Consider the following 20,204-nt stretch of genomic DNA (forward strand, 5'->3'; position numbering starts at 1 on the left):
CCGCATGCCAGCCGCCGGATTGCCGTCCTCGGTGCAGGTCGCCGCGGTCGACCTCGGTGCGTCCTCGGGGCGCGTCATGGTCGGTCGGGTTGGCCCGGGCACCCTCGACGTCACGCAGGTGGCCCGCTTCCCGAATGGGGCGGTCACCCGCGCGGACGGACTGCACTGGGACGTCGCCGCGCTGCGCAGTCATGTCCTCGACGGCCTCGCTGCCGCCCGTGACTTCGCCGGCGACGAGGGCCTGACCAGTGTCGGGGTGGACACGTGGGCGGTCGACTATGGGCTCGTTCGCGGCGGCGTGCTCGTCGCTGAACCCTTCCATTACCGTGACGAACGTCGCTGCACGGTCGGGCCGGAGCGGGTGCACGCTCGCATCAATCAGGGGGACCTATACCGGCGCACCGGACTTCAGTACCTGCCCTTCAACACGCTCTACCAGCTGGCAGCGGAGGAGCACCTCGCCGACGCCGACCGGCTCCTCCTCATGCCCGACCTCGTCGCCTCCTGGCTCACCGGCGCCCAAGTCGCCGAGCGCACGAACGCCTCGACCACCGGCCTCCTCGATGTCCGCACCGGCCACTGGGATCGCGACCTGATCACCACGCTCGGTCTGGGCCCGTCGCTCTTCCCCGGCATTGTCGACCCCGGGGCCCGGACGGGGGTGATCGCCGGCGAGGCCGGCGATCGCACCGGCCTGGCTGGCGTCCCCGTCGTCGCGGTCGGCTCGCACGACACGGCCTCCGCGATCGTCGGCGCGCCCTTGGAAGGCGAAGACGCGGCCTACATCTCCTCCGGCACATGGGGTCTCGTCGGTCTTGAACTCCCGGCCCCCGTCCTTACCGACACCGCGTGGATGGCGAACTTCACCAATGAAGGGGGAGTCGACGGAACCACGCGCTTCCTGACCAATGCGATGGGTACCTGGCTGCTCAGCGAGACCTTGCGCACGTGGGCGGGCGCCGGCCAGCGAGCCGAACTCCCCGAGGTGCTGCGTGCGGCGGCCGAGGTCCCGGCCTCCCGTGTTCCGATCGTGGACGTCCAAGATCCGCGCTTCCAACCCCCCGGCGACATGCCCGCCCGAATCGAGTCCTGGTGCGCCGAGCATGCGGTGGCATCGCCACAGACTCAGCCCGAGACCATCCGGACGATCATCGAGAGCCTGGCCGCAGCATACGCATCGGCGATCGAGACCGCCGCCGGCGTGGCCGGCCGGACGATCGACACCATCCATGTCGTGGGCGGCGGCTCGCAAAACGCCCTGCTGTGTCAGGCCATCGCCGACCGGTCCGGTCGCCACGTGCTGGCCGGCCCGGTCGAGGCGACCGCGCTGGGCAACGTCTTGATTCAAGCCCGCACGGCGGGCCTGGCGGGCCCGAGCCTGGCGGACCTGCGTGAGCTGGTCCGCGCGACCCACGACCTGGCGACGTTCACGCCGCTGCAGTGACGGCCTGTCTACCGGCCGGTCAGGCGGGGAAGACCTCGAACGTGGCCGCCCGGGGCCCGTCGGTCAGCAGGTGGTCGACGATCGAGGCATAACGACCATATTTCTCCCGATAGCCGGCGTCGATCGTCGCCAGATCGGCCGGGTCCGCTTCGCGGAAGACGACGTCGTATGCCGCTCCGCGCGCCTCCAGCGCTCCCTCGCGGGTGGCGATCGCCCACCGGAACCAGTCCGCGCCGCGACCGTTGGTCGAGCGGATGAAGATCCGCTCCCCGCCGCCGACCACCCAGATGATTCGCGGGCGGCGCAGGCTCCCGTCGGCGCGTCGAGTTCGGATGTGAATCTCCTCCTGGCCGACGATGTTGGCGACGTCGGCCGACTTCCAAGTGTTCATGGCCGCTATCATTCCGCGGGGTTGATAAGCGGGGCCAGGGTCTCGCCGAGCAGCCGAACCCGGCCCGGGATGTGGCAGTTGGCCGGGGCGTTGACCGTGACCCCGTCGACCCCGGCAGCCAAGATCCGCTGGTATGCCGCGGCCACCTCACCCGGATCACCCACGATCGCCGATGCTCGCCGCGCCCCCAGCTCGGGGATGCGCTCGACGGTTTCGGCGAACTCTCGCTCCGCCTCTTCGTGGGTCGGGGCAAGGCAGGCGCTCGTCTGGTAGGTCACGGTGATCTGCGAGCGATCCCGCCCTAGCCGTTCGCAGTGCTCGTCGAGCGCCGCCAGCTTGCGCGGGATGTCCTCGACGGCGCAGATGATGTTGGAGTCATCGGCATACTGCGCGACCATGCGGAGGGTCTTCTTCTCCCCGGCTCCGCCGATCATCACCGGGATGCGCCCGACCGGCGCCGGGGAGTTGATCGCGTCGCGCACGGCATACCAGCTGCCGTCGAGGCTGGGACGCTCGCCGCGCAGCATCGGCAGGATGATTTGGAGGGCCTCTTCGAGCCGCTCGAAACGGTCGGTGAACGTGCCGAACTCGAAGCCGAGGCGCTCGTGCTCGAGCTCGAACCAGCCCGCCCCGATGCCCAACTGTGCGCGCCCCTGCGAGACGACGTCGAGCGCCGTGACGACCTTGGCCAACAGCGTGGGATGGCGATAGGTGTTGCCGGTGACCAGTGCCCCGAGGCGCACGCGGGAGGTGCGCTGCGACAACGCGGAGAGCAGTGTGTAGCACTCGAGCATCGCGTTGTCGGGCGCCCCGAGCAAGGGCAGTTGATAGAAGTGGTCCATCACCAGCACGGTGTCGAAGCCGCTCTCCTCGGCCTCGACCGCCTGGCGCGCGATCGCCTCGAACAACTCGCCGCTGCCGACGCCGGGGTAGGTGAAGTTCGGGATCTGGTAGCCGAGCCGCGTCATGCCGCCACGCTACTCCGGCTCCCGGGGCCACGCGCGGGGTCGGGGCAGGTCAGCGGCCGGTCTCGAAGGCGAGCTGGCGGGCGACGTGCACCGCCGCCTCGATCTCGACCCGCCGGTTCGAGACGCTCTCGACGTTGAAGCCGCACGGCAGGCCGAGGTGGTCGCAGAAGGCGCGCAGTTCGCGCGCGGTGTCGAGGGCATGGACGACCGACAGGCCGAGCGGGTCGCGGGCGTGGGTGAGTTCGTTGCGCAGCCAGCGGGGAACCTCGACGCCGAGCCACTCCAGGAAGCTCAGCGTCTTGAGCGAGCCGCACAGCGACAAGGTGAAGAAGATCCTCGCCGGCGTCAGCCCCCGGTCCTGGCAGCCATACGTGTAGTCGGAGGCCAAGCTTTTGGCCGCCGAGGCGTCATAGATCACCTGGCTGACGAAAAACGATGCTCCCGCATGCTGTTTCTCCAAGATCCGCTCGTGCTCATTCTCCTTGGCCGTATGCCGCTCGGGGATCGCTACCGCGCCGACGGGGACGTCCGGACGCCGGCTGCGGCAGATCCGCAGCGCGTCCGGCAGGCGCAGCTTGACCTGCTTGTTGCTGGAGGAGGCACCGACGAGAACCGTCGCCTGCCCGGGCGGGACCGCGTCCAGCCAGGCGGTGAACTCCTGCTCGCAGTATTTGCCGACGCTGCGATAAACGATCACCGGACCGCCCCAGCCGGCGAGGCCCCGGGTCAGGAAGTCGGCGGGGTCCATCGTCGGCAGGTAGGGAAAGGGCCGCACCTCCTCGGTGCGGTCGCTCTCGTCGTCCAGGTCATAGAGCACCAGGCCATCGAGGGTCATCCCGTCCAGCCGGGCCAAGGTTGCCTGGGCGATCTGCTCGACCTGCTCACGGGTCACCGACGCACGTGGCGGGGTGACCCCGAACAGGAGGGGCACCGCTCGCCGGTGCAAGGTGGTCGCGAAGTCGCCGTTCACACAGGGAAGGCTACGCATCCCGCCCGGCCGTCCGGCCGGGGTGTCGCGGAACGGGACCGGCTTCGGCACCGTGACGTCGGCGCCGAGGCAGCCGGTGCCGAGCGAGCCGAGTGCCGGTCCGTTATGGCAGAAGCGCGCGGATGAGGATCACGACCGCGGACACGACGCAGAAGGTCAGCACCGCGTGGCGCATCCCCGACTCGGCCAGGCGGCGACGGAGCTGGCCGGAGGCGGCATACCCGAGCAGCATGAAGGGGGCCCAGATCAGCGCGGCGCGGGCATCGGTGGCGCCCAGCTCGCCGGCCTGCGCCAGCCCAAGAGCGGACATCGCGCTGCCGACGATGAACGAGACGGCGAGCGTCGATCGCATCCGGGACGCCGAACCCGATCGCCGACTGGATGAAAGCGCCCGCCGCGATCACCAGACCGAGCCACAGGACGAGCTCGGTGGAGGTGTGCATCTGAGGGTCACCGCAAGCCAGCTGACTCAGCAACGGCATACGGTGGCGGCGTGGAGTTTCGCGTCGCAGGCGAAATCATCGAGTGGCGCGGCCCGGCGCCACACCTGTTCGTCGTCATGTCCGCAGCGGACTCGACCACGCTGCGGGAACAACCCGAACTCAGCTACGGCTGGGGGTGCATCCCGGCCACCGTCACCGTGGGCGGCACACGCTTCACTACGGCGCTGATGCCCCGCCAGGGCCGCTACCTCGTCCCGCTCAAGGTCCGCGTCCGGCGGGCCGAGGACCTTGACCTCGGTGACGTCATCGAGCTGACCGTGCACGTCGCGGATGACGACCTGCGCTGAGCAGGAGAAGCAGGATCAGCCCGAGAAAGCCGATGTTGTGGGCGGCCTTTTCGGTCGGGCTGACACCATCGGCGAGCGGGGTCTAGAACGCGTTAATCGAGCGCATCAGCATGGCTCCGAGCGCTGCCATCGCGGGGGATGGTGGGAGCCACCACGACGTCCTGGACAGCAGCGCCAAGGCCACGGCGGCGCCGAGGGCCACGAGGCAGGTGGCGGCCAGGGCCAGCCACGAGAGGCTGGCGAGATCCACCAGATACAGGGTGAGCGCGCCGATGAGAAGAGGAATCAGAAGGGCGAGCAGATGTGCCCGGCCCCGGTCGGCGCCGCCCGGCTGGGGTCCTGGCGTTCGGCTGAGCCGACCCAACGCCAGCGCTTGGATGTCCTGCTCGACCACGCCGACCGGCTGCAGAACGAGGCCGCCGATCCCCGCGTTCCGGGCTTCGTCACCGCCGTGGCCGGAGCGCTGACTCACCCCGACGTGGCAGCCGTCTTGGCCGTCGAGCAGACCTCCCTCCGCTCGGGCCTACTGCCGTGGATGGAGCGGGCCCGGGACTGCGGTCAGGTGCGCACCGACTGGTCGGCGGAGCAGGCCATCAGCTGGTTGCTGGCCCTAGAGGACGGCTTCATCGGGGCCATTGCCACCGGCGGCCTGCCCGCCGAGCAGGCACCGGGAACCTTGCGGGACGTCATCCACCGGGCGCTGCGCCCGACGGCGGTGGGCTGAGCGCACGGTTTCACCCCCGGTGCCATCATCGCTCATCCGGGCTCGGGCAGGGTCACCCCGCGCCGCGCCGATCGCCGTCGTCAAGCTCACCCAACTCCGCCTCGATCCGCTCGAACTCGGTCGCGGTCAGCTCGAGATCGGCGGCCGCGAGGTTCTCCTGGATCCGCTCGCGTTCGCGCGACCCCGGGATCGGGGCGATGAACGGCTTCTTGTGCAGCATCCAGGCCAACGCCAGCTGGGCGGGCGTCACGTCGTGGTCGGCCGCGAGCCGGTGCAGGAAGTCAACCAGGGGCTGGTTGGCCGCGATGACGTCGGGGTCGAAGTGGGCCACGGCGCGGCGCGCGTCGCCGCTATCCCCGGCCCTGACGCGGCCGGAGAGGAAGCCGCTGGCCAGCGGGCTGACCGGGACGAAGCCGATGCCCAGCTCCTCGCACGCCGGGAGCACCTCGGCCTCGACGGAGCGCTCCATCATCGAGTATTCGCTCTGCACCGCGGTCAACGGGGTCACCGCGTGCGCGCGCCGGATCTGCTCGGCGCTGGCCTGCGCCTGGCCCCAGCCGCCGATCAGTCCCTGGGCGATCAGTTCGCCCATGACTCCGGCGACGTCCTCGACCGGGATCGTGTCGGGCACCCGGTGTTGGTAGTAGAGCTCGATGTGGTCGGTGCCCAGCCGCTGCAGCGAGGCGTGCAGATGCTGACGGATTTGGTTGCCGAGCTCGCCCAGCGTGCGCGCCGGGTGGACGAACAGCTTGGTTGCGAGGACGACGTGATCGCGAAAGGGTGCGACCGCCGTGCCGACCAGGCGTTCGTTCTCCCCGTGCTCATAGCCCTCCGCTGTGTCGAAGTGGGTGCAGCCCAGCTCGTATGCCCGGCGCATCCGCGCCACGGCCTCGTCGTCGGGCACACCCGGGCCGAAGCCGTGGCTAAAGCCCATGGCGGCGAGCCCGACGGCCGAGACCTCGAGTTGACCGATCTTCCTCGTCCTCACCCGCTCACCCTAGCGATCCTCGGTGGCCTCGTCAGGCGTGCCCGTCGGGGGCGCCGCCGTCCGGCTGCACCGACCACGCCGGCGGCTCGTCGTTGCCCTCCTGCTCATCTCGCTCGGCGTCCGCACTCGTCGCCTGGACGACCCCGGGGGCGTGGTGGACCGGCGCATACACGGCATACAGCCGCATCGGCTCCTCGCCGGTGTTGATGACGTCGTGCCACTTCCCGGCCGGGACCTGGATCGACCAGCCGTCGCTGACGTCCTGCTCGAAGTCGAGTTGATCGACCGCCGGGCCCATGACGCACCGGCCCTGGCCGGCGTCCAGCCGCAGGAATTGGTCGGTCTCGGGGTGGACCTCGAGGCCGATCGACTCCCCGACGGGGATGGACATCAGGGTGACCTGGAGATACTTGCCGGTCCAGGCGACGGTCCGGTAGTTCTCGTTGGTGACCGTGGCGTCCTCGATGTCGAAGGCGTTCGGGTTGGGTCCGTTGTCGGTGACAGTCATGACGGTGACTTCCCTTCGTCGATCGGCTCCAGGCCAGCATCCCACGACGAGGTTGCCACGCCCGGTGCGGTATGCATGGATCATGGCTTCGGAGGACGAATTCTGCGATATCGGTGACGGGCTGCGACTGTGCTACCGCCAGGCCGGCGAGCCGGACGCGCCACCGGTCGTGCTGCTCGCCGGGCTGAGTTATGACCTGACCAACTGGCCCCCGGCACTGATCGACGGGCTGGTGGCCGCCGGATTGCGGGTGGTGACCGTCGACAACCGCGACATCGGCCGCTCCTCCCGTATGCCGCAACGCCCGCCCCAGCCCTGGCGCGTCTTTGCCGCCAAGCCGCGGCGAGCGGCATACGACCTGAGCGACATGGCGGCGGACACCGTGCTGCTCCTGGACCACCTCGGCATCGAGCGGGCCCACCTGGTCGGGATGTCGATGGGCGGCATGATCGCCCAAGTCGTCGCCGCGACCCGGCCCGACCGGGTGGCCACCCTCACCTCCATCTTCTCCAGCACCGGAGACCGCAAGGTCGGCCAGCCGGCCCGCTCGACGATGCTGCTGCTTGGCAAGCCGGCCGCACGCACTTCGCAGGCGTATGCCGAGCAGTACCTCACGATGATCCGGCACATCGCCTCGTTGTCCCTTCCGATGGATGAGGACCGGGAGCGGGCGTGGGCGCTGGGCGCCTGGGAGCGGGCCGACGGCAAGATCGCCGCCGGCATCGGGCGGCAGATCAGCGCGATCCAAAAGTCCGGCAACCGGACCGCCCAGGTGCGGCGGATCAGCGCGCCGACGCTGGTGATCAACGGTGACCGGGACCTGATGGTCAACCCGACGGGAGGCGCCGCCACGGCCGCCGCGATCGCCGGCGCCCGGCACGTCGTGATACCCGAGATGGGGCATCACTTCTCCCCAGCCGTGGTCGAGGAAATCGTCGAGTTGATCGTGGGGCACATCCGCGCGCACGCCGGCCTGGAGACGGCGCGATGAGCGGGCAGTTGGACGCGCCGTTCACGAACCAGGTCGCGGCCGTCACCGGCGCCGGCTCCGGGATCGGGCGGCAGCTGGCCTATGGCCTGGCCCGGCGTGGCGCGCAGCTGGCTCTCGCCGATGTCGACGAGGCGGGTCTGGCGCAGACCGCGGCCCGGGCGCGGGCCATGGGCGCCGAGGTGACCACGACGGTGCTGGACGTGAGCAACCGGGAGGGTGTGGCGGCATACGCGCAGGCGACCCGGGAGCACTTCGGCGTCGTCCATCAGGTCTACAACAACGCCGGCATCGCCAGCGGCGGACGGACGATCTCGACATCCCGTATGCCGAACTGGACCGCGTGCTCGCCGTCAACCTGTGGGGCGTCATCCACGGCACCAAGGAGTTCCTGCCGCACCTGATCGACTCCGGCGACGGGCAGGTCGTCAACATCTCCAGCCTCAACGGCTTCCTCGCCCAACCCGGCATGTCGGCCTATTGCACGGCGAAGTTCGGCGTGCGCGGGTTCACCGAGGTGCTGCGCGCCGAGGTGGCACGCGATCGGCTCCCGGTGCGGATCATGGTGGTGCACCCGGGTGGCGTGCGCACCAATATCGCCACCGCCGCCTTGTGTCGCGCCGCGGAGCAGGGCGAGCCGGTGACCGACGCCGACGAGAAAGCAACGCGCTTCTACAACGAGAAGCTGCTGCGGATGGACCCGGCCGAGGCGGCCGGCATCATCCTCGACGCGGTTGCGGCCGGCCGCTCCCGGGTCCTTGTCGGCGCAGACGCCCGGGCGGTCGACACCCTGGTCCGGATGCTGCCCGCCCGAGCCCCGCGCGTCGCGGCCTGGCTGGACCGCCGCGTCCGCCCCTGAGCGCGGGAGTCCCTGAGCGCTGGAGTGCTCAGGCGGCCAGGTCGACCGCCGACTTCTCGGTGGCGAGGATGCGGCTGAGCGTCATCGCGTATTGGTCGGCGTCGAAGCCGGCCACGAGGTGCCAGACGTTGGGTGACACCTCGACCGCTCCGGGCAGTCCGGCGTCGGCGAGCGCTGGCGTGTCGACCAACGTGGAGTCCTTGACTTCGACGCGAACTCGCGTCCCGGCGACCAGATCGGCGGACTTGACGTTGTCGGCACCGCCCAGGGCGACGAACCACTTCTGCGCGGCCTTGGCCTCGGCGTCACCGACCACGACCACGACCTTCTCCGGCTCGTCGCTGGCCAGGTCGGCCCGGCCGATCGCTTTCTGCTCAGCGGTGCGGTAGTCGAGGAAGATCACCAACAGCATCGACGTGAAGAAGGCTGCAGTGATCGCGATCAGATAGAGCGGAATGTTGTCGAAGGCGGGGATCGTCAGCAGCGAGCTGAACACGAAGGCGTTAGTATGCAGCCCGCCACCGAACCCGATAATCAAGCCGCCGACAAGGCAGCCGACCAGCAGCCGCGGATAGATTCGCTTGAACCGCAGGTGGATGCCATAGAGCGACGGCTCGGAGATGCCACCGAGCAGCCCGGCGACCAGCGCGCCGGTAGCGGTCTGGCGCATGTTGACGTCCTTGTCTCGCGCGGCGAGCACGAGCACACCAGCGGTAGCACCAAAACAGGAGAAGTTCCACGCGCCCATGGGCCCTTGGATGTAGTCGTAGCCGAGTGTCTGGATGTTGAGCAGCATGATCGCGTTGATCGGCCAGTGCAGACCGAGGGGCACCATGAAGGGATAGGCCAGCGGCACCATCACCGCGAAGATGAACGGGCTGAAGTCGTTGACCGCCTTGAGCACGTCGGCGAGCGCGGCACCGGCATACACGCCGATCGGGCCGATGAGGAAGGCTGTGAGGGGCAGCATGATCAGCATCGCGATGAAGGGCACGAAGATCAGCTGCAGGTTCGCCGGGATGACCTTCTTCAAGAACTTGTAGAGCGGCCCGAGGATCCCAGCCATGAGTAGCGGCGGGAAGACCTGAGAGCCGTAGTCGAAGATCGTCAGCGGCATACCGAAGACATCGACGATCGCAACCTTGCTCCCAAAGACATTGGCCTCGCGGGTGAATTCCTTCAGCGAGGCGAAGCCGGGCAACATCACCAGCGCCATGATCGCGAAGCCCACCCACGGGTCGGCGTTGAGCTTCTTCGAGGCGTTGTAGGCCACCATCAGCGGGAGGAAGACAAAGACGCTCTTCCAGCACAGGTTGACGAACTGCCACGACGGCGAGAGCTCGGTGCGCGGGTCGGCCCAGTTGCCGATGACCCCGGTCGTGCTCATCAACGACATGAAGGTGATGAACAGCGAGGCGCCGAGCAGGGCGCCGAGCACCGGCCGGAAGGAGTCGGACAGGAACTCGAAGAAGTTGTCCAGCCAGGCGAACTTGCCACGCGGGCCGCCCGCCCGGGCGGCTGCCTTGACATCGTCCATCGACTGTCCGGCGTTGGCCATCTCGGGCAGGGCCTGGATGTCGTTGTAGGCGTTCTGGACGGCGCCGCCCATGATGATTTGGTAGCGATTACCGGCCTGCGGCACCGCTCCCATGACACCGGAGATCTTCTCGACCGTGGCGGTGTCGATCCCGGAGGAGTCGACCAGTTGGAAGCGCAGCCGGGTGGCGCAGTGAGTCAGGCTGACGATGTTCTCGGCGCCGCCAACGGCCTGGACGATCTGCTTTGCGGTCTCCGACATCTCAGTTCGTCCTCTCGGTGGCGGGGTCGTCGTCGCTGGGAACGAGGGCGCGCACCTCGGCGGGGGTGCCGCAGGTAATCGCTTGGGCGGCGATCCGGGCGCATTCCTCGGTGGAATAGGCCCGCACGGCGGCCTTGACCGCCGGGATGGCCGGGATCGAGCAGCTGAGTTCGTCCACGCCCAGCCCGACGAGGATCGGCACCGCCTGGGGGTCGGAGGCGATCCCGCCGCACACCCCGAGCCATTTGCCGTGGGCGTGCAGGGCCTCGGCTGCGGCGCCGATCAGGGTGAGCACCGCCGGGTTGCACGGGTCGACCTGAGCAGCCAGCTTGGGATGTCCCCGGTCCATGGCCAGGACGTATGACGTCAGGTCGTTGGTGCCGACGCTGAAGAAGTCGCATCCTGGCTCGGCGGCAAACTGCTTGGCCAACACCGCGACCGACGGGACTTCCATCATGATCCCGACCGACACGTGAGTGGTGATGCCGCTGCGGTCGCGCTCCTCGTCCCAGATCCGCTTAGCGGCCCGCCAGTCATCGAGGGTGGCGATCATCGGGAACATGACGTGCAGCTCGGCCCCGGCGTCGGCCGCAGCGAGGATGGCGCGGCACTGGGTGCGCAGCACCTCGGGGGTCTCCAGCCCGACCCGCACGCCGCGAATACCGAGGAAGGGGTTCTCCTCGGCCGGTTGCGGCAGATAGGGCAGCGGTTTGTCGCCGCCGACGTCAAGGGTGCGGATGACGAGCGGTTGGCCGGGGTGCAGCGCGCAGGCGCAATCGGCATACGCCTGCGCCTGCTCGGCCTCGGTGGGTGCGGTCGCGCGCCCGAGGAAGGCGAACTCGCTGCGCAGCAAGCCGACTCCGTCGGCTCCCGTGGTCATTGCGTCGGCGGCGTCGTTGGCGCCGCCGATGTTGGCGGCCACGGTGATCCGCCGTCCGTCGGTGGTGACCGCCGGCTCGTCCTTGTGTGCCTCCTCGACGGCCTTGCGTTCGGCGAGGCGATGCTGGCGCTCCTCGATCCGGGCGATTTCCTCGTCGCTGGCGTTGATCCGCAGCGACCCGTTGGTGCCGTCGAGGATGGCCCGGGCGCCCTCCTCGATCGATAGCGCTCGTCCCTCGATTCCCGCGACCGCGGGGATGTCGAGGGAGCGGGCGATGATCGCGACGTGTGAGCTGGCGCCGCCGTTGGTGGTGGCGAACCCGACGACTTTGGTCCGGTCGAGCTGAGCGGTGTCTGACGGCGTGAGGTCCTCGGCGATGAGGATTGTCCCCTCGGGCAGTTCCGGTTTCTCGCTGCGCTGCCCGGTCAGCTCTTCCAGCACCCGTTGGCCGACGTCGCGGACGTCGTTGGCGCGCCCGGCGAGGACCTCGTTGGACAGGCCGGCGAGGCGCTCGGCATGGGTCGTGAACGCGCCCCGCCAGGCAAACGGCGCGCTCTTGCCCTTGTCAATTGCGCTGACCGCCAGGTCAAGCAGGTCGGGGTCGGCCAGGATCTCTTGGTGGGCACCAAAAATGGCGGCCTTGTCGGGATCGGAGTCCTCCTCCAAACGCTTTTGCAGTGCCGACAGGTCGAGCAGGGCGCGGTCGATCGCGGCGTTCAGCTTGCGCCGCTCCTTGTGGTGGTCCTCGGCGACTTCCTCGACCGTGATGTCGTCGCGGCGCAGTTGCACGACCGTGCCGATGCCCAGGCCCGGTGAGGCTGAGACCCCGAGCAGCAGGTTGGGATCTCCCGAACGGGGTTTGGCCGGCTTGGCGGGTGCCACCGGAATCGCGACGGGCACGGGCTGGGTGTCGTCGGTGCCGATCGGCGGGCACTCCTCGCCCAGTCCCGCCTTGATCGCCGCGGTGATCTGTGCCACCGCGTCGTCCGCGTCGATTCCGTATGCCGTGACCGTCACCTTGTCGCCGCGCGCCACGGCCAGCCCCATGATCGACATGATGCTCTTGGCGTTGGCCGAGTCCTCGCCCCGCCGCAGCCGGACGTCGGAGCTGAACGACTTGGCGAGGTTGACCAGGGTCGCGGACGGGCGGGCGTGCAGCCCAGTGGGATTGGGGATGATCAGCGCCTTGGACGTGGCCCGGTCCCCACCGGCGGTCTGCCCGGCCTCACCCCCAGCGGGCTGGGCGAGAACGATCTCGGCGGCGACATCCTGACCGGCGGTCACCACACCCGTTCGCGGGGTCAGCTCGGCGATGAGTTCGGAGTTGGTGACCACGACCTGGGTGAGCACACTCGCGGCGTTGCGGGCGACCAGGTCCATGTCGAAGCTGATCAGCGGGTCACCCGCGTCGACGTGTGCCCCCTCTGCCACCTTGGGAGCGAAGCCTTCACCTTGCATTTTCACGGTGTCGAGGCCGATGTGGAGGAGGACCTCGAGCCCGTCCGCCGAGCGGATGGTGATCGCGTGCCCGGATGGCTGCAGGTCGGCGACCTCTCCGGCGATCGGCGACAGTAGCTCGTTGCTCAGCGGGTCGATCGAAAAGCCTTCCCCCACCATCTTTTTTGCGAAAACCGGATCCGGGATCACCTCAATGGGGACCATGACGCCGGTGAGCGGTGCGGTCAGTTGAACCCGTGAACCGCCTTGGCTGACTTCCACTTCTGGCCTCCTCAGACCCGTCCGGCCATCACCCCGTCGCCTCACTGCAGCGGGTCACCGCACGGCACCGCTCAGGCTAGAGCCTCGATCCGCTCCCGTCGACGCGAGGTCGCAAAGTGGATGCGTTACCGGCGTTGGGCGGCAGCAGCGTCGCGACGAGCGCCAACACCACGAAGCCGGCAATGGCGGCATAGGCGCAGCCATGCGCGCGCGCCGGCCCCTGGGCCTGCGTCGCGAACCAAATGCCGGGGACGATCGCTAAACCGATCGCGCTGCCGATCCGCTGCCCGGTCTGCAGGATGCCTCCCGCGGTGCCGCCGCTGCTAACCGGCACGTCGAGCAGGGCTTGGGTCTGGGTTGCGCTCATCACCAGGCCCATGCCGACGCCAAAGACCGACATCGTCAGGGCGTTCCACCAGATGCTGGCACCAGCGGCCACCGGGAACATCACCGCGATCGTCGCCCCCAACCCGACGAGCGCGAGGATCAGTCCCCAGCCGACGACCCGGGCGCCATGCCGGACGACGAGCGGCGCGGCCCGGCCCGAGGCCCACCCGGTCACCAGGGCCGGGGGCAGCGATACCAGACCGGAAAGCAGCGCGCTGCCGCCGAGGCCTTGCTGCACGAACATCGTCTGAATCACATAGACATTGATCGCGCCGGTGAAGAACAGCGAGAAGACCAGGACCCCAGTCCGGAACGAGGGCACAGCAAACAGCGCCAGGTCGACCATCGGGCTGCGGCGACGCGCGGCATACCGGCGCTCCCACGCGACGAAGCTCGCTCCGGCGGCAACCGCCGCGGCGAGCAACCACCAGCTGCCGACGATGAACGGGATCAGGAGGCAGGCCGTCGCGACGGCGAGCAGCACCACCCCGACCGGGTCGAGATCCGGGCGCGTGACACGCGCGCGACCCGATCTGATTGGGGCCTGCAACTCGGAGCGCGGGAGCCACCACAGCGCCAGCATGACCGCAACGGCCCCGAGCGGGACGTTGATCGCGAACGTCGCCCGCCAGGCGAGGCTCGCCGGCAGCCAGGTGAGCAGTGCTCCACCGATGACCGGACCAAAGGCCGCCCCCACCGCGGTCACCGCCCCATAGCTGCCAAAGGCAGCGGCGCGGTCGGCCCCGGCATACAGCCGCTGGATGATGCCGACGACCTGCGGGTTGAACAAGCCGGCACCGACACCCATGACGACGCGAGCGGCGTTCAGCACGAGGGGATCCGGGGCGAGGGTCGCGAGGATCGAGGCGGCGGTGAACAGCGCGAGCCCGAGCAGGAAGACGCGGGCATGCCCGAATAGGTCTCCGGCCCGGCCGGAGGGGATGAGCAGGACGCCATAGCTCAGCGAGTAGCCGGCGAGCACCCACTGCACGTCGGCGGCGGTGGCGCCCAACTCGCGCTGGAGCGAGGGCAAGGCGACGTTGACGATCGTCACACACAACATCGAGACGAACACCGCGCTCAGCAGCACCCCCAAGACCCGAGCGCGAGGCACGGCGCCGTCCACGTCCGGCAGCCTACCGACTCGGCACTTCCGGCAGGTCGAGGGAAAAGAGCCGGGCCGCGTTGTCGTAGAACACGCCCCGCATCCAGGCCTGCCCGAGGCCGAGCCCAAGGACGGCATCGACGGCCTCGAGGTAGGGATAGGGAATGCTCGGGAAGTCGCTGCCGAAGAGAATCCGGTCGCCCAACCTGAGCAGTTGGGGCAGCCGGTCGCGCGGGAAGGGCCAGCTCGCTTCGGTGAAGCGAGTGAACGCGATCGTCGTGTCCAGATGGACGCGGTTGTGGGCCGCGGCAAGATCGAGGAACTCGGCATAGTCGGGCATACCCAGGTGCGCCACGATCAGGGTCAACTCGGGAAATCGGTGCAGCAGAGCACGGATGCCGTCGGGCCCGGTGTGCGCTCCCGGCGCTGGTCCGTGCCCCGCATGGATGACGATGGGGGTGCGCTCGGCTTCGAGCAGCCGCCAGACGTCGTCGAGCTGCGGGTCGTTGGGGTCGTAGCCGCCCACCTGGATGTGCGCCTTGAAAACCCGCGCACCCGCGGAGATGGCCGCTTGGACGTATGCCGCTGCGCCCGGCTCGGGGAAGAACGTCGCGGACGCTATGCAGTCGGGATGGCGCGCCGCGAACGCGGCGGACCAGGCGTTCAGCCATGCGGCCATGCCCGGCTTGTGGGGGTAGTTGAGCGACGGGAAGGCCACCACGCCAAAGGAGCGCAGTGTTGCCAGCCGCTGCTCTTCGCTCGTGCGGTAGGCGATCGGCCAGGGCCGGGCGACCAGCGGTCCCGCGGCGTCGAAGTAGCCCCACACCTTCGCCAAGACCGGCTCGGGCATGAAGTGGGTGTGGACGTCGATTAGCCCAGGCAGCCCGAGTTCGGCCATCCGGGTCCGGACCATGCCGGACTCGTCCGCGGGAAGGGCGACCTGATTCGGCATACCGACATCCTCGGACACATCGTCGTTGCAACCCTCGCGCCGGGCCGCCGCGGACTCTAGAGTCGCCGATGTGCGCGTACTCGTCGCCCCCGACAAATACAAGGGCTGCCTGACCGCGGCCGAGGTCGCCGACGCCATCGGGCGAGGGCTTATCTCCGCGGGGGTGGAGCCGGTGTTGCTGCCGCTCGCCGACGGCGGCGACGGCAGCGTCGCCGCCGCGGTCGCGGCCGGCTTCACCGAGGTCCCCGTCACCGTGACCGGAGCCGATGGCCGGCCGAATGCGGCCGCAATTGCCCTGGACGGGCAGCGAGCAGTCGTAGAGGTGGCGAGCACCTGCGGGATCGCCGGCCTGGCCGGCAACCTACAACCGATGGCTGCGTCCAGCCACGGCTTCGGGGAGGCGGTCGTCGCGGCCATCGAGCACGGAGCAACCGACATCCTGCTCGCCCTCGGCGGCAGCGCGAGCACCGACGGCGGCACCGGGCTGCTGACCGCGCTCGGTGCGCGGCTGCTGGACGCGGACGGCAACCCGCTGGCCGCGGGCGGCGCCGCCCTGGGCGCGCTCGAGTCGATCGACACGAGCGGGTTGGTCGACCTCGGCAATGTCCTCATGACCGTCGCCACCGACGTCGACAACCCGCTGCTGGGTGAGCTGGGCGCTGCCAGGGTCTTCGGCCCGCAAAAGGGCGCGTCACCCGAGCAGGTGGCCGAGCTGGAGCGGGGGCTGGCCCACCTCGTTGGGATTCTCGACGCGGCCGGTATCGCGGCTCAGCAGGGGTGCGGCGCGGCGGGAGGCCTCGGCTTCGCCTGCGCCTGGCTGGGGGCGACCCGGGTGCAGGGCGCCGATCACTTCCTCGATCTGCTCGGTTTCGATCAGGCGGTCGCCGGCTGTAACGCCGTGATCACCGGCGAGGGCGCCAGCGACGAGCAGACGCTCCACGGCAAGCTCCCGGCGCGGGTGGCGGCCCGCTCAGCAGGCCGCCCGGTGCACCTGGTCGTCGGCCTTTCCAACCTGAGCGCCGCTCAGGCGAAGCAGCTCGGCGCGGCCAGCGTCACCGCGCTCGTCGACCTGACCGACGGCGATCCGTATGCCGATCCCGCCCTCTCCGAGCGGCTGCTGGAGTCGGCCGGCGCCACCCTGGGACGGGCGCTCGCCGACGGCAAGGCATGACGACGCAACGGCCCCAGGACGCGTGGCTGAAGATCATGCAGGCCACAATGAGGAGTAGGGCCACGCTGTGGCGCTCCCATCCGCTCGACTCGGCTCGGGCTCCAACGCGTTCTCTCGTGCCCGACCAGGCAACCCAAGCCGTCGGGTGACCAACCGGCCGGGACGCTGCTCGCCGACCTCGATGACGCGCGCGCCGGGGCGAGCGAGAGTCGGGTGAGAAACGCAAAACCAATCTCCCCCCAGGCTGACAGACATGGCTGATGGCTGACCGACGTCGCGATCATTTGTCCAGTCGGTAGCCGATCCCCGGCTCGGTGATCAGATAACGGGGGCGTCCGGGGTCGGGTTCCAGCTTGCGACGCAACTGGTTCGCATAGACCCGAAGGTAGTTGGACTCGGTGCCATAGGAGGGTCCCCACGCGGAGCGAAGGAGCACGTCGTGAGGGACCAGGCAACCCGGGTTCTTCGCGAGCACGCTGAGCAGACGCCACTCCGTGGGCGTCAGGTGCACCGGCTGCCCGGGGCCCCGAGTCGCGGAACGGGTGTCGAAGTCGAGACGGAAATCGGGGCACTCGAACGGCGGGGTGTGCGACCTGGTCTCCGGCGAGCCGCGCCGCAAGGCCGACCGGACCCGGGCCATGAGTTCGTCCATCCCGAACGGCTTGGTGACGAAGTCGTCGGCCCCTTCGTCGAGGGCTTCGACCTTGTCGTCGGATTGGTGGCGCGCGGAGAGGACGATGACCGGGGTGGTGGTGTCCCGGCGGATGCGCCGCAGGACATCGACGCCGTCGATGTCCGGGAGTCCGAGATCGAGGATGACCAGGTCCGGCCTCGTGTCGGCGACGGTGGAGATCGCGTCGGCGCCACAGGTCACCGTCTCCACGGTGTATCCGCGGGCACGCAGGTTGACCCGCAAGGTCCGCAGAATGCCCTCGTCGTCGTCGACGACAAGAATGCGCTCGCTCACGTCGTCACCTCTTCCTGACCGGTTCGGTGCTCCTGGGGATGGGTCTCTGGTGCGCAGCGTGGCAGGGTCAGGACCATCGTCAGGCCGCCGCCGACGGAATCCTCGGTGGTCAGCGTGCCGGCCATCGATTCGGCCAGGCCCCGAGCGACCGCGAGCCCGAGGCCGACCCCGTCCCCGCCGGGGGCGTCGCCGAGCCGTTGGAAGGGGCGGAAGATCCGCTCGCGATCGTTCTCCGCGACCCCGGGACCGGTGTCGACGACCCGGATCTCGGCGGATCCGCCGAGCGCGCTCGTGCGCACCCGGACCGTTGCGGCGTCGGGCTGGTGGCGTAGCGCGTTCTCGAGGATATTGCCGAGCACCCGCTCCAGCAGGCCGGGGTCGGCCTGGACCATCCGGGCCTCGGGGGCGATCGCCCACTCGATGCGTCCGGGTTGCGACAACAGGGTGATGGCGTGGGGGACCACCTCGCCGAGGTCGACGCTGCGCGGGCGGGCCACCAGTGCTCCGGCCTGGAGCCGGGACATGTCGAGCAGGTTGCCGATGAGGGCCTCGAGCCGGTCGGCCGAGTCCTCAATGACAGATTCGAGTTCGGCTTCGTCGTCGGCGGTGAACTCGACTTCGGGTGAGCGCAGGCTGCCGATGGCCGCCTTGATCGCGGCCAGCGGGGTGCGCAGGTCGTGCGAGACCGCCGACAACAAGGCGGTGCGAGCCCGGTTGTCGCGGGCCAGGCTCTCGGCCGTGCTCGCCGATTCTTGGAGCGCGCGGCGGTGGAGAATGGCGCCGGCGTGGATCGCGTATGCCGCGAACAGGCGTTGATGCTCGGCCGCCAGGGGGTGCCCAGACAGGACCAAATCGTGAGTCTCGTCCGCGGGTTCCTGGGCTGCTACGGCGACCGTGGCCAGGTCGGGCGGGAAGGCGTCGGTGGCAGCGATGATGGCCGCCCTCGGGTCGTGTTTGGTCGCGCGGCGGACGACCGCGGCCCCCTCGGCCCCGAACATGTCCACGGCGCGGCGCAGCAGCAGGCCCAACTGCTCGGTGGACCCCAAAAGGGTGTGGGTCAGCTCGGCGAGGGCGGCAGACTCCTGTTGCGCATCGAACGCGGCCTCGGCGCGCCGGGCGCTGCGGTGGACGACGCTGGCGACCAGCCCGGCGATGACGACGAAGACGAAGAGCGTCACGACGTGCTGGGGGTCGGAAATGGTGAACGTATGGATGGGCGGGGTGAAGAACCAGTTGATCAGCAGGGAGGAAATCACCGCCGCGCCGATGGCCGGCCAAAGGCCACCGACGAGCGCGACGAGCACGGTGAGCAGGAGGTAGAGCGGGACGATCAGCCCGAGCCGGGCCTCGTCACTGGCCGAGAGGCCGAGTTGGGCGAGCACGCCGGCGACCAGCGTGGTGAGCAGGGGTGGAGAGGCGACGGCGAGGAAGGCGCCGAGGCCCACCCGTCGGGTCGAGAGTGCCCGGCGGGGGCGCAGGCGAAGGCCGCCCGCGGCATACGAGTGAGTGACGACGTGGACGTCGATATCGCCGGAGTGGGCGATGACGTCATCCCCCGTCCCGCGGTGCAGCAGCCGGGCGAGGCCGCCATGGCGGGTGGTGCCGATGACGATCTGCGCCGCGTTGACGGCACGGGCGTAGTCGAGGATGGCCGCGGCGGGTTCGTCTCCGGCCACGGTGTGGAAGGTGCCGCCGAGTTCCTCGCTGAGGGTGCGCAATTCGGCGATGGCCGGCAGGGACGGCCCGGCGAGCCCGTCGGAGCGGGCGACGAAGACGGCGTGGAGTTCCCCGCCGGCGCCCCGCCCGGCGATCCGGGCGCCGCGGCGCAGCAGGGTCGCCCCTTCCGGGCCCCCGGAGATGGCGACGACGACCCGCTCCCGGGCCGGCCAGGTGCCGCTGATGCCGTGGTCGCTGCGGTAGCGCTCGAGGCCCTCGTCGACCCGGTCGGCCAGCCACAGCAGGGCGAGTTCACGCAGGGCGCCGAGGTTGCCGACCCGGAAATAGTTGGCGAGCGCGGCGTCGACCTTGTCCGCCCGGTAGATATTGCCGTGCGCCATCCGTCGACGGAGGGCCTCTGGGGACATGTCGACCAGCTCGATCTGGTCCGCGGAGCGGACGAAGTCGTCGGGAACCGTTTCCTGCTGGGCGATGCCGGTGATCGATTCGACGGCGTCGTTGAGGGATTCGAGGTGCTGGATGTTGACGGTCGAGATGACGTCGATGCCGGCTGTGAGGAGTTCCTGGATGTCCTGCCAGCGTTTGTGGTTGCGCGAGCCGGGGGCGTTGGTGTGCGCGAGTTCGTCGACGAGGGCGACCTCTGGGCGCCGGGCCAGGACGGCGTCCAGGTCCATCTCGGCGAATCGGGCCCCCCGATGCTCCAGGTCGTGACGGGGAACGATCTCGAGACCGTCGAGCATGGCGCTCGTATGGGCCCGCTCGTGTGTTTCGACGACCCCGACGACCACGTCCGTGCCCCGGGCCGCGCGTCTGGCTCCTTCGGAGAGCATGGCGACGGTCTTGCCGACGCCGGGGGCAGCGCCGAGGTAGATCCGCAGGCGTCCTCGGCTCATGAGTCGA

The 20,204-nt window shown here is 69.6% G+C and carries 20 protein-coding genes; 7 read left to right on the top strand and 13 right to left on the bottom strand.

Going from position 1 to position 20,204, the window contains the following annotated elements; genetic code table 11:
• Positions 1 to 4: 4 nt before the first annotated feature.
• Positions 5 to 1,444: a rhamnulokinase gene (locus V9G19_RS21270; RefSeq protein WP_462287399.1), complete on the top strand. Its 1,440-nt coding sequence runs from the start codon at positions 5 to 7 to the stop codon at positions 1,442 to 1,444.
• A 19-nt stretch (positions 1,445 to 1,463) separates the two neighbouring features.
• Here V9G19_RS21270 and V9G19_RS21275 read toward each other — a convergent pair whose 3' ends face one another.
• The 4 genes from V9G19_RS21275 to V9G19_RS21290 form a co-directional block, all read right to left on the bottom strand.
• Positions 1,464 to 1,835: a DUF2255 family protein gene (locus tag V9G19_RS21275; protein ID WP_462287400.1), complete on the bottom strand. Its 372-nt coding sequence runs from the start codon at positions 1,833 to 1,835 to the stop codon at positions 1,464 to 1,466.
• An 8-nt stretch (positions 1,836 to 1,843) separates the two neighbouring features.
• Positions 1,844 to 2,803 (bottom strand): LLM class F420-dependent oxidoreductase, encoded by a 960-nt coding sequence (locus V9G19_RS21280; RefSeq protein ID WP_462287401.1) that lies wholly within the window; start codon positions 2,801 to 2,803, stop codon positions 1,844 to 1,846.
• 49 nt (positions 2,804 to 2,852) lie between these two features.
• Positions 2,853 to 3,773, bottom strand: coding sequence for a 5,10-methylenetetrahydrofolate reductase (locus V9G19_RS21285; protein WP_462287402.1), 921 nt, complete (start codon positions 3,771 to 3,773; stop codon positions 2,853 to 2,855).
• A 121-nt stretch (positions 3,774 to 3,894) separates the two neighbouring features.
• Positions 3,895 to 4,143, bottom strand: coding sequence for a hypothetical protein (locus V9G19_RS21290; RefSeq protein ID WP_462287403.1), 249 nt, complete (start codon positions 4,141 to 4,143; stop codon positions 3,895 to 3,897).
• A gap of 141 nt (positions 4,144 to 4,284) precedes the next feature.
• Here V9G19_RS21290 and V9G19_RS21295 point away from each other — a divergent pair, with 141 nt between their 5' ends.
• Positions 4,285 to 4,581, top strand: coding sequence for a DUF1905 domain-containing protein (locus V9G19_RS21295; protein ID WP_462287404.1), 297 nt, complete (start codon positions 4,285 to 4,287; stop codon positions 4,579 to 4,581).
• 82 nt (positions 4,582 to 4,663) lie between these two features.
• Here the strand turns inward: V9G19_RS21295 and V9G19_RS21300 are convergent, their stop codons facing one another.
• On the bottom strand, positions 4,664 to 4,831 hold the full coding sequence (locus V9G19_RS21300) for a hypothetical protein (protein ID WP_462287405.1): 168 nt from the start codon (positions 4,829 to 4,831) through the stop codon (positions 4,664 to 4,666).
• Between the two features lie 51 nt (positions 4,832 to 4,882).
• Between V9G19_RS21300 and V9G19_RS21305 the strand changes: the two genes are divergently transcribed.
• Positions 4,883 to 5,305, top strand: a complete 423-nt coding sequence (locus V9G19_RS21305; RefSeq protein WP_462287406.1) for a hypothetical protein — start codon at positions 4,883 to 4,885, stop codon at positions 5,303 to 5,305.
• A gap of 52 nt (positions 5,306 to 5,357) precedes the next feature.
• Here V9G19_RS21305 and V9G19_RS21310 read toward each other — a convergent pair whose 3' ends face one another.
• Together V9G19_RS21310 and V9G19_RS21315 are read right to left on the bottom strand one after the other, a co-directional pair.
• The gene (locus tag V9G19_RS21310; protein WP_462287407.1) at positions 5,358 to 6,293 is read right to left on the bottom strand and encodes an aldo/keto reductase; all 936 of its coding nucleotides are present in this window, start codon (positions 6,291 to 6,293) and stop codon (positions 5,358 to 5,360) included.
• A gap of 31 nt (positions 6,294 to 6,324) precedes the next feature.
• The gene (locus V9G19_RS21315) at positions 6,325 to 6,801 is read right to left on the bottom strand and encodes a cupin domain-containing protein (protein WP_462287408.1); all 477 of its coding nucleotides are present in this window, start codon (positions 6,799 to 6,801) and stop codon (positions 6,325 to 6,327) included.
• A gap of 82 nt (positions 6,802 to 6,883) precedes the next feature.
• Between V9G19_RS21315 and V9G19_RS21320 the strand changes: the two genes are divergently transcribed.
• Genes V9G19_RS21320 through V9G19_RS21330 form a run of 3 tightly spaced genes read left to right on the top strand, consistent with a single transcriptional unit; the run spans position 6,884 to position 8,648 of the window.
• Positions 6,884 to 7,792: an alpha/beta fold hydrolase gene (locus V9G19_RS21320; protein WP_462287409.1), complete on the top strand. Its 909-nt coding sequence runs from the start codon at positions 6,884 to 6,886 to the stop codon at positions 7,790 to 7,792.
• Positions 7,789 to 8,193, top strand: a complete 405-nt coding sequence (locus V9G19_RS21325) for an SDR family NAD(P)-dependent oxidoreductase (RefSeq protein ID WP_462287410.1) — start codon at positions 7,789 to 7,791, stop codon at positions 8,191 to 8,193. The genes V9G19_RS21320 and V9G19_RS21325 overlap by 4 nt, the downstream gene beginning before the upstream one ends.
• Entirely contained in the window at positions 8,133 to 8,648 is a 516-nt protein-coding gene (locus V9G19_RS21330) for an SDR family NAD(P)-dependent oxidoreductase (RefSeq protein WP_462287411.1), read from the top strand. Before V9G19_RS21325 ends, V9G19_RS21330 begins: the two co-directional genes overlap by 61 nt.
• 28 nt (positions 8,649 to 8,676) lie before the next feature.
• Here V9G19_RS21330 and V9G19_RS21335 read toward each other — a convergent pair whose 3' ends face one another.
• The 4 genes from V9G19_RS21335 to V9G19_RS21350 all read right to left on the bottom strand — a co-directional run bounded on the left by V9G19_RS21335 (position 8,677) and on the right by V9G19_RS21350 (position 15,489).
• Entirely contained in the window at positions 8,677 to 10,446 is a 1,770-nt protein-coding gene (locus V9G19_RS21335; RefSeq protein WP_462287412.1) for a PTS transporter subunit EIIC, read from the bottom strand.
• A gap of 1 nt (position 10,447) precedes the next feature.
• On the bottom strand, positions 10,448 to 13,045 hold the full coding sequence (gene ptsP / locus V9G19_RS21340) for a phosphoenolpyruvate--protein phosphotransferase (protein ID WP_462287413.1): 2,598 nt from the start codon (positions 13,043 to 13,045) through the stop codon (positions 10,448 to 10,450).
• A 76-nt stretch (positions 13,046 to 13,121) separates the two neighbouring features.
• Complete coding sequence (locus V9G19_RS21345) at positions 13,122 to 14,558, bottom strand: MFS transporter (RefSeq protein WP_462287414.1); 1,437 nt, start codon at positions 14,556 to 14,558, stop codon at positions 13,122 to 13,124.
• A 10-nt stretch (positions 14,559 to 14,568) separates the two neighbouring features.
• Positions 14,569 to 15,489, bottom strand: a complete 921-nt coding sequence (locus V9G19_RS21350; RefSeq protein ID WP_462287415.1) for an amidohydrolase family protein — start codon at positions 15,487 to 15,489, stop codon at positions 14,569 to 14,571.
• Positions 15,490 to 15,559: 70 nt separating this feature from the next.
• Between V9G19_RS21350 and V9G19_RS21355 the strand changes: the two genes are divergently transcribed.
• The gene (locus tag V9G19_RS21355; RefSeq protein WP_462287416.1) at positions 15,560 to 16,660 is read left to right on the top strand and encodes a glycerate kinase; all 1,101 of its coding nucleotides are present in this window, start codon (positions 15,560 to 15,562) and stop codon (positions 16,658 to 16,660) included.
• Between the two features lie 280 nt (positions 16,661 to 16,940).
• Here V9G19_RS21355 and V9G19_RS21360 read toward each other — a convergent pair whose 3' ends face one another.
• Together V9G19_RS21360 and V9G19_RS21365 are read right to left on the bottom strand one after the other, a co-directional pair.
• A complete protein-coding gene (locus V9G19_RS21360) occupies positions 16,941 to 17,627 on the bottom strand; it encodes a response regulator transcription factor (RefSeq protein ID WP_462287417.1) in 687 nt (228 codons plus the stop codon).
• Positions 17,624 to 20,197: a DUF4118 domain-containing protein gene (locus tag V9G19_RS21365; RefSeq protein WP_462287418.1), complete on the bottom strand. Its 2,574-nt coding sequence runs from the start codon at positions 20,195 to 20,197 to the stop codon at positions 17,624 to 17,626. Before V9G19_RS21365 ends, V9G19_RS21360 begins: the two co-directional genes overlap by 4 nt.
• Positions 20,198 to 20,204: the final 7 nt, after the last annotated feature.

Source organism: Nostocoides sp., from assembly GCF_037045025.1.
Classification (GTDB): Bacteria; Actinomycetota; Actinomycetes; order Actinomycetales; family Dermatophilaceae; genus Nostocoides_A.